An 8,642-nucleotide genomic window follows, 5' to 3' on the forward strand; every position below is an offset into this window, starting at 1 on the left:
AAAAGCACACGAAAGGGTGATCGCTCACCCCGTCGCAATTGACGCCTTATCGGAAAGAAATGGGCTTTCCGCGGGGAGTTGTGCGCACGGCAGGATCGGAAGTGTGCTCATGCTCGTCACCGGAACCGGGTGCGCAGCGTCGTGAACAGATACGCGCACAGCAGTGCCGACAGCGACAACACCAGTGCGGTGCCCACGGGTTGGGTGAGCACGCGCGCCAGCCCGAGCAGGTAGCGCTCGCCTCCGAAGGGCCACTGCAGCAGGTGGACCTCCCGCATCCGCACCGGGAACCCGGTCGCCATGTGGAGGGCCGGTCCCCGCATGACCTCGTGTACGAGGGGGGCGACGACAACGGGCACGGCGAGTACGGCCGCCAGGCCACCCGTGGTGGACCGGAACACGCCGGCCGCCAGCACACCCGCCCAGGCGCAGCCGATGATCAGACCGAACCAACTGACGCTCAGCGAAAGCCAGTCGGCGGGAACTTGCGTCAGCTCCCGTCCGTAGACGATGTAGAGCGCTTCGGCGTCGCAGCCGACGGTGAGGAAGGCCAGCATCATCGCGGTGGCTCCGGAGACGAGCAGCTTCGCGGTGAGCAGCCCCAGCCGGCGGGGCACGGTGCCGCGGTCCGCCGCAAGGGCGGGATGGCGGAACTCGTCCCCGAAGGCCAGCGCACCGAGCAGCCCTGCCGCGAGGGCCGCGGGCGGCAGCGGCAGTTCCCGCGGCCACGCGCCGAACAGCCGAGCCTGCGGGGTGTGGCCGAGCCTGGCCAGCAGTACGGCGGTGAGCGCGGACACCACCAGTACGGCACCGCAGGTGAGGAAGCCGACGCCGATGCCGGTGGCGCGTCGGATCTCGTAGCGCAGGGGGCGGAGGGGGCTGGGGGCGGGGCGGACGGAGATGGGGGGCGGGAGCGGGGGCAGGGCGTCGGGGGTGCTGACGTCGTCGGGACGGGCGGCTCGTGCGGAGTGCGGTTGACCGTTGCCGGGATTCCTGGCGCCGGGGAGTCGGGTACGGAGGGCGGTGATACCGCGGGCCGCGATGTTCGTGCCGCCGGTCTGCGGGTCCCCGGCCGGCGAAGTCGCGTCATGCCGGATGCTCGCCGTGGTCGCGGCTTCGGCGGTCCGGCTGCCGGCGGCTCCCGCGAGCACCCCTGCGGGGACAGCTCCGGCTCCGCCTTCGCCGTGCGCGTCCTCGCCGATGGGCCCGTCGTCGCCGTCGCGCGCGACGACTTCGGGCGCGCCCACACCGACGGGCCCGTCCACGCCGCCTGGCGCGTCCACGGCGTCCGGCTCGACGCCGGGCGCCGCCCCTCTGGCCTCCGTGGCGGTGTCGTCAGGCGACGCGCCCTCGGTCGTCACGGGGCGAGTGGTCTTTGTCTGCTCAGCACCCGGCCGGGCGTCGGATGTCTCTCCGCGCGACGGCACCTCATCGCTGAGGGCCTGCGCCGTCTCTGCCGCCGAGGGTTCTTCATCCGAGGAGACGTCGGTTGCCTGCCCGAGCGACGCCACCTCGGCACCGAGGGCCCGCCCCTTCTGCTCCGACGGGGGTGCTTCCTCCACCGGCGGTTCTTCGCCGAGGGAGCCGCCGGGCGCCGCCCGCTGCGGCGCCGAGGTGTCTGCTGCGGCGTTCTCGCGGTTGCCCACCGAGAACCCGAACGGCATGGTGCCGCGCTCTCTCGCCGAGGCACCCGGCGGCGTGACGCCCGGCTCTGCCGACGAGAGGCCGGACACCACCGCGACCTGCTCCGGCACGGACGAGCCGAGCGTCGACACACCCGGCTCGGCCGACGACGAGCCGGACGCCGAGGAGTTTGACGCCGAGGGCTTTGACGCCGACGCCGCCACACCGAGGCCTGAGGCGCCCGGCTCCACCGTCAGCAAGTCGCACACGGCCGTCTCGGGCTCCAGCATCGACAAACCACGCACGATCGACTCCGGTTCCACCGGCGAAGCGCCCGGCACGGCAGCCTGGTCCCCCTCCGCCGCCGACTCGATCGCCGCTCCCGCGCCCGCCTCCCCCAACGGGACGGCGGCGAGTCCCGCACCGGCACCCGGTGCGCCTGACTCCCCCGCCGGGAGGCCGCGCACGGTCGGCTCCGGTTCCGCCGGCGAAGCGCCTGGCATGGCGACCTGATCCCGCTCCACCGCCGACTCCTTCGGCGCCGCCGCACCCGTCTCCTCCGACGCGAGCATGTCGGGTCCGGCACCGGCACCCGGTCCCATGTCGCCCACTTCGTCGGCGAGTTGGTGGACGAGGATGCCGTGGCGGAACGCCGTCTCGCCGATGTCGGCGGTCGTGGAGCCGTACACCGAGAGGCGGTTGCCGCCCTCGTGTACGACTTCGACGGAGCGGCGGCCGGTACGGGCCTCCTTGGTGAGCAGAGCCGCGAGTCGCGCCGCGTGCGGGCTGCGGACGGCCACGCGCGGACGCAGCCGGGTACGGCTGAACTCCCGCACGTCCTGGTCGGCCACGAGTCTGCCGCCATCCAGGGTGACGACCCGGTCGGCTGTGCGCGCGGCTTCCTTGGGGTCGGCGGAGGTGAGGAACACCGTGCCGCCCTGCTCGGCGTGGGCCCGCAGCATGCCGTGCACCCACTGCGCCTCACGGGCGGAGAGTCCGTCGGTGGGTTCGTCCAGGACGAGCGTGTGCGGGTCGGGCAGCAGGGCGCAGGCCAGGCCGAGTCTGCGGTCCATACCGCGCGAGAGCGTACCGAGGCGCTCCTCGCGGAGGCTGACGAGGCCGACCGCTTCGAGGACCTCGTCGGCCCGCCGTGCGGGAACTCCCGAGGCCGCGCACAGCATGCGCAGATGGCCACGGACCGAGCGGGCCGGATGCCCCGGTACGTCGCCGAGGAGCACGCCGACTTCCCGTGCCGGATGGGCGATCCGGTGCAGGGGCCGCCCTCTGAAGTAGGTGATGCCGCGCCCCTGTTGCAGCTCGAGCATCAGTCTGAGCGCCGTCGTCTTGCCCGCGCCGGCGCCTCCGAGGAGCACGGTGACATCTCCCGCGCGCGCTTCGAAGGAGACGTCGTCGACGGCGGGCGGGTGCGCCTTGCGGGGATCGCTGGTCAGTCCGAAGGCATGGATCACCTGCAGCAAGATAGCGCGCAATGTCCGGTTTTTCCGGTATAACCCGGTCTACTGTCGCACGCAATGCGGGCCGAGCCCGTTCGCGTCCACCGTTCGATGGAGCCCGCCTCGGCATGTGCACTCGCCGCGCCGGACCATCCGGGCGGCTCGGCGGCTTGTACGCCTCAGACCTCGGGGCGCAGCATCGGCGGATTGAGCAGGGTGGCGCCACCAGCCCGGAAGAGCTGCGCCGGCCGGCCACCCTGGCGCGTGGTCGTTCCTCCGGTGGGGACGAGGAATCCGGGGGTTCCGGTGACCTTGCGATGGAAGTTGCGCGGATCGAGCGCCACCCCCCAGACCGCCTCGTACACCCTGCGCAGCTCGCCGACGGTGAACTCGCTCGGGCAGAACGCGGTGGCCAGCGACGAGTACTCGATCTTGGACCGGGCCCGCTCCACACCGTCGGCGAGGATCTGGGCGTGGTCGAAGGCGAGCGGCGCCACGGGCTCGCCGTCGCGGCCGTAACCGCTCTGCTGGAGCAGTTCCTCGACCGGTGCCCAACGCGCGTTGCTGGCGTCGCCGCCCGCCCGCGGGGCGGGCAGGTCGGGCGCGAGCGCGAGGTGTGCGACGCTCACCACACGCATGCGCGGGTCCCGCTTGGGGTCACCGTAGGTGGCGAGCTGTTCGAGGTGTGCCCCGTTGTCCTGGACCGGGACCTCGGGGTCGTGTGCGCACAGCCCGGTCTCCTCGGCGAGCTCACGCGCCGCCGCCTGGGTGAGGTCCTCGTCGGCCCGTACGAAACCGCCGGGCAGCGCCCAGCGCCCTTGGAACGGTGGCTCGCCCCTGCGGATCGCCAGCGCGCACAGGGCATGGCGGCGCACGGTCAGCACGACCAGGTCCACGGTGACGGCGAAGGGCGGAAAGGCTGACGGGTCGTAGGGCATGCGGCGATCATAGTCGTCTTCCTGACGATAAGCACTCCCTTCGGTGGGCGTATCGGCGGTGGTTCCGCTTCGTTCCGGTACGGGGCGCAGCACCGGCACCCGCTCTTCGTCCCAGCGGCGTCGGCGATGTCACACTCCCAGTTGCAGGCCGTCCGCCGCCTCCTCGACCATGGCGAGCCCCAGCCGGCTGACCCGCACGGCGAACGGCGCGCCGGCGACCCGCAACCCGGTCAGGCCGAGTTCGCCGAGCGGCGCGCTCCGCACCGGGCACAGGGTGACCGTGCGGGCGGGGGTGTCGGGGCGGATACCCGCGAGCGAGGTGAGCATCATGACCACAGACGCTGCCGCGGTGGCCGCCGGCCGGCAGGCCGCGGGGTGCGGAAGGGGCGCGCTCCCGGTGGTGCGCTGCTCACCGGCGAACATCTCCGGCAGCCGGTGGCCGAAGTGTTCCGCCGCTTCCAGCAGACCTCTCAGCAGGCCGCCGGCTTCCTTCTCGTAGCCGGCGGCGGCCAGTCCGGCGATGGCGAGCGCGGTGTCGTGCACCCGGACGGCTCCGGTCCGGTGGCCGAACGGGTTGTGTCCCGTCTCCTTGGCGCCGAGACCGCGCAGCCCCCAGCCCGCGTCCATGGCGGGGGCGCCGAACAGCCGGGCGAGGTGGTCGGTCTGTACGGGGTCGAGCAGGCCCGGGGCGAACCGGCCGGAACCGAGCAGGCCGGTGTCGAGGAGGTGGACGGTGATGGAGCCGAGGTGCGGCACGGGGCGACCGTCCGGTGCCAGGGCGGCGGCCGGGCGTCCGCCGCCGCGGTCCGCGACCCAGAAGTCGGCTCGGAAGGCCGCCTGCAAGGCCTGGGCCCACTGGCGTAACCCGTCGGCGCCGGGGCGGTCGTACGCGTCCAGAAGATCGGCGCCGAGCAGGGCCGCCCGATGCGCGTGTGCCTGCGTCTCGCAGCGCGCCGGGCCCCCGGGCTGGGGGTCGTGAAGGTAGGGGCCGTCGCCGACAGTGGCCCGCAGCCAGGCGAGACAGCGTTCTGCCGCGGGCAGCAGCTCCCTCGTCTCCTGCTCGGGCAGTCCCCAGCGGCGGGCCTCGGCGAGCAGGACGGGGAAGAGCAGTGTGGCCTCCGTGCCCGTGCATCCCGGTGGAAGGAGCGGACCGGCGTCACGTCGTGGACCGGGGACCATGCCGGGCTGCGGGCTCCGGTCCGGGAGCTGGGTGCGGGCCAGGGTGCGCAGGGTGCCGGCGGCGAGCCGGGTGCCGAGCGGCAGCGCCATGCGGGCCGCCGCCAGGGCCTCGGCGGGGGCCAGTCCGCAGCGCCAGGGCGCGCCCGCCGCGAGATGGGTGTCGGCGGCGTGGGCGGGGTCGCGCAGGAGCAGAGCCTGGAGGTCGGCCACCGCCGTGTGCAGCAGCGGACCCACTCGGTGATCGTCGCCTGTCGCCTTGGCGGGACCGAACGGACTGGTCGTGACGTGACCCGCCGCCCGCAGCGGGCCCGCGCCGTCGAGCCGCACCCGGAGCTCCACCGCTGCTGTGCCGCCCGGAGGCACTTCCAGTTCCCAGCGCAGCAGTCCGGCGGACGCGAGGGCGTCGGAGGGCGGCGGGTCGGCGGTGACGGAGGCTGCGGCACCAGCGGTGGCCCAGCGCAGGCCCGAGTCGTGGACGGTGGCCGGGAGTTCGGGCCCTGCCCGGCCGGAGGCGATGGTGCCGAGTTCGGCGAGGTCTGTACCGAGGGCGATCTCCAGGGGCAGCCTCAGCGGTCGCGCGGCTGTGCTGCGCAGCGTGATCCGTTCGGTTCCGTCGGCACGACGGGTCCGTTCGACCACGACATCCGGATCGGGGCCCGCCGACGGGGAAGCGCGCAGTGTCCCCACGAAGCGGGCGCTGTCGGCACCGGTCATCCTGGCCTGCACGGCCAGCGGTTCGCGGCCGGCCACGCGGACCTGACACCGTGAGAGCAGACGCCTGCCACCTCGGTAGAACCCGTCCAGCCCCCGGCCGGCCAGCTGCCCGTCACCGGAGATGGCGAGGCCGGGCAGGGCGACACAGATCAAGGCGGCGTGCGTCGACGGCAGCTCGGGCGCCGCGCGGTTGCCCCGGGGGGTGGGCACCGGCGGGGCTGCGGTGAGCCGGCTGCCGCGGCCCGGGGCCGGTGGCCTCGGGTGACCTGCCGAGGCGTTCGGCCGGGGGCTCTTGGCCGAGGTCAGAGCACCGACCGTGCGCCGTGCCGGGGCGGCACCGTCCGGCGGGAACAGGTCGTGCCGGTTCCAGGGCGGGCGTTCGTCGGCGGCGGTGGAGGGCGGAGTCGGCTGCTGGTGCATGGGATGGCTTCCTCTGCGCTCGGTGCGCCTATGCCGTGCTGGGCGACCGGGGAGACGCCCCGGGGAACAAGGGTCGTACGGCGGCAGGGCCCGTCCAGGCGTTCCGCCACTCAGGTGAACGGAGGGAGAGTCGTCCGGGTCACGGCCGGCCTCGGGGCAGCCGGCCCGATGGCGACGCGCGAGGGAGGTGGTGCGATTCAGGCCGGTGGTGATCCGCTGCCACCCACGCATGCGCGACGGGCCGCCGCGTGCCGGCCGAGCGGTCGTGCGTGCCCGGTGGGCCCTGCCGGCCAGGCGGGCCAGAAGTGTGCCGCCGTCACGGCAGCCGCTCCGGCTCGCACGAGAGCGGTTCCGCGGCGACCTCCAGGCGCGTGCGCCGCATCCCGCGGATTCCGCTGCCGGGCCGCGTGTCTTCCTCACGCGGACCTGTTGGACCAGGGCTCCGCCCGCGCTCCCCCGCACGACGCTCACCCTTCCTCCTCGGGCTTGCGGCGGTCGCTTGCCGACGGGGCTGCGCTGGTCGTGGGGGTGCCCGGCTCTGCCGCCCGCGCACGCGTGCCGCCCTGGCCACGGCTGCCGGGGCGCACGGGCTCGGCTGCCGAGGAGCCCGGACGGGAGCCGGCCGGCCTGCGCCGGCCGTCCGTGGAGCGAGCCGTGCGAGGGGCGTCACTTCCGTCGGCGGATCGCACACGGCGCCGTCGGCGCGTGCCCGTTCCCCGGGCCTCCTCGGGGCTCTCGCCGTTCGCACCGGCACTCGCGCCGGGCGTCGCGCTTTCGGTTGCCGGGAGCGCGGCCCGAGCCGCCTTCCTCTCCGGATGCGGCTGTGCGGTGTAGTCCGCCGGTGTATGCCCCGCGCGATCCGCGCGCAGGCAGCGGCGGATCGCTTCCGGATCGATGCCGTCGTTGCAGGCCTGGTGAAGCAGCCGGGCGAACAGATAGTCGGGATCCGCGCCCAGTGCCATGGCCAGCGCCTCACGCGCCTCCAACTCGTCACCCGTGGACCAGGCCACCCAGCCGGCCAGGGTCAGCGGGGCCGCGGCGTGCTCGCCGTAGGGGCCGACGCAGCGGCGGGCCAGGGCGCGCCAGAGCCGCAGAGCGGGAGCCGCCTCGTCGTCCTCCATCCAGACGGCCGCCCGGTCGCGGGTCGTGCGGTCCTGGAGTCCGAGGATCAGCGTCGCCGCCTCGTCATGTGTCAGGAGGCCGTCGTCACGCAGGTCCGCCGGGTGGGCGCCGGACACCGGTGCGGCGGCGGCGAAGCGGCGGATGAGCTGCTCGGCGAGGCCCAGGGTCTCCTCCGCCACTTCCGCGCGGGACCCCTCGTCGAGAATGCGGGGCACCAAGGTCATCCCGGCCGCGTCGAGGGCGATCTCCTGCTCCAGGGCCGCGGTCGTCTCCCAAGGCTGCAGCCTGGTGCGCAACTCCCGGAGGGTGCCGCGCACCTGGATGCCGGCGTAGGTGGCCGCGGCGGCCAGCACGGATGTGCCGGGAAGGCCCATCGGCGAGCCGTCCTCGGGGCAGCAGCCCTGGACCGGGCAGCAGTAGGACCAGAACCGGCCGTCGGAGATGCAGAGTGCCTCGATGACCGGGACGTCGAGGTCCCCGCACTGGGTGCGCAGGAGGTGGGCCAGCCGCTCGAGCCGTCGTTTGACGTCGCGGCCGGACTCGCCCGGGGCGGGTTCCTGGCAGACGTAGGCCACCATCTGCTCGGGCCGGGCGCCTCGTCGTTCGCTGCCTGTCACCAGTCCCTGGGCCAGCTGGCGTGCGGCCGCCTCCCAGTCCTCCTCGTTCGCGGGGATGCCGAGCCGGGCCCGGCCGCCGAACCTGCCCTGGCCTTCGCGGTCGTGCAGGGCCACCAGCACCATGCTGTCCTCCGGGCGGTAGCCGAGGAGGTAGGGCAGGGCGTCGGCCAGTTCGGCGGGGGTGCGCAGCGTGACCTGCGTGTCACGCGCGGACAGGTCCGTGAACGGCTCCCGTCCCGAGATGTCGCTGTTTTCGAACGGTCCGGTCGTTTCGCTGTGGTTCGTCATGCGCCGACGATCCCGCGGATCTTGAGATTCCGGTTGCGTCTGTGGATAAGTCGGGCCAGGGACACGACAAGGCCGTCGGGGTTGTCCACACCCGCGCCCGGAGGCCGCCCGCTTGTCGGTGCCGTCCTGTTCGATGGAACGCATGGAACGCATGGAACAGGACGAGCAACGCCTATCCCGGGCCGCGCTAGATGTATTGACCTGAAGCGTTGTTCACGCGGCTGATCGGTGGGTGGCCGCCGAGTGCGGTGTGGCAGCGGTGGTGGTTGTAGGTGTGCAGGAAGTCT

At 73.8% G+C, this 8,642-nt stretch carries 4 protein-coding genes and 1 pseudogene; all 5 read right to left on the reverse strand.

Going from position 1 to position 8,642, the window contains the following annotated elements:
- Positions 1-116: 116 nt before the first annotated feature.
- Positions 117-3,092 carry an ABC transporter ATP-binding protein gene (locus ABZ624_RS26420; RefSeq protein WP_360093814.1) on the reverse strand — a complete coding sequence of 992 codons (2,976 nt, stop codon included), beginning with the start codon at positions 3,090-3,092 and terminating at the stop codon, positions 117-119.
- Between the two features lie 164 nt (positions 3,093-3,256).
- On the reverse strand, positions 3,257-4,015 hold the full coding sequence (locus ABZ624_RS26425) for an NUDIX hydrolase (RefSeq protein ID WP_360093817.1): 759 nt from the start codon (positions 4,013-4,015) through the stop codon (positions 3,257-3,259).
- A 129-nt stretch (positions 4,016-4,144) separates the two neighbouring features.
- Positions 4,145-6,328 carry a glycogen debranching N-terminal domain-containing protein gene (locus tag ABZ624_RS26430; RefSeq protein WP_360093820.1) on the reverse strand — a complete coding sequence of 728 codons (2,184 nt, stop codon included), beginning with the start codon at positions 6,326-6,328 and terminating at the stop codon, positions 4,145-4,147.
- A 467-nt stretch (positions 6,329-6,795) separates the two neighbouring features.
- Positions 6,796-8,355 (reverse strand): DUF4192 family protein, encoded by a 1,560-nt coding sequence (locus ABZ624_RS26435; RefSeq protein WP_360093823.1) that lies wholly within the window; start codon positions 8,353-8,355, stop codon positions 6,796-6,798.
- 187 nt (positions 8,356-8,542) lie between these two features.
- Positions 8,543-8,642: pseudogene (locus ABZ624_RS26440) on the reverse strand (IS481 family transposase); the annotation flags it as partial.

This window comes from Streptomyces sp. NPDC007205, assembly GCF_040634095.1.
GTDB lineage: Bacteria > Actinomycetota > Actinomycetes > Streptomycetales > Streptomycetaceae > Streptomyces.

Bases quoted from the DNA above. Each gene is read 5' to 3' on its own strand.
- ABZ624_RS26425 (WP_360093817.1), bottom strand. From the start codon at position 4,015: ATGCCCTACGACCCGTCAGCCTTTCCGCCCTTCGCCGTCACCGTGGAC.
- ABZ624_RS26430 (WP_360093820.1), bottom strand. From the start codon at position 6,328: ATGCACCAGCAGCCGACTCCGCCCTCCACCGCCGCCGACGAACGCCCG.
- ABZ624_RS26435 (WP_360093823.1), bottom strand. From the start codon at position 8,355: ATGACGAACCACAGCGAAACGACCGGACCGTTCGAAAACAGCGACATC.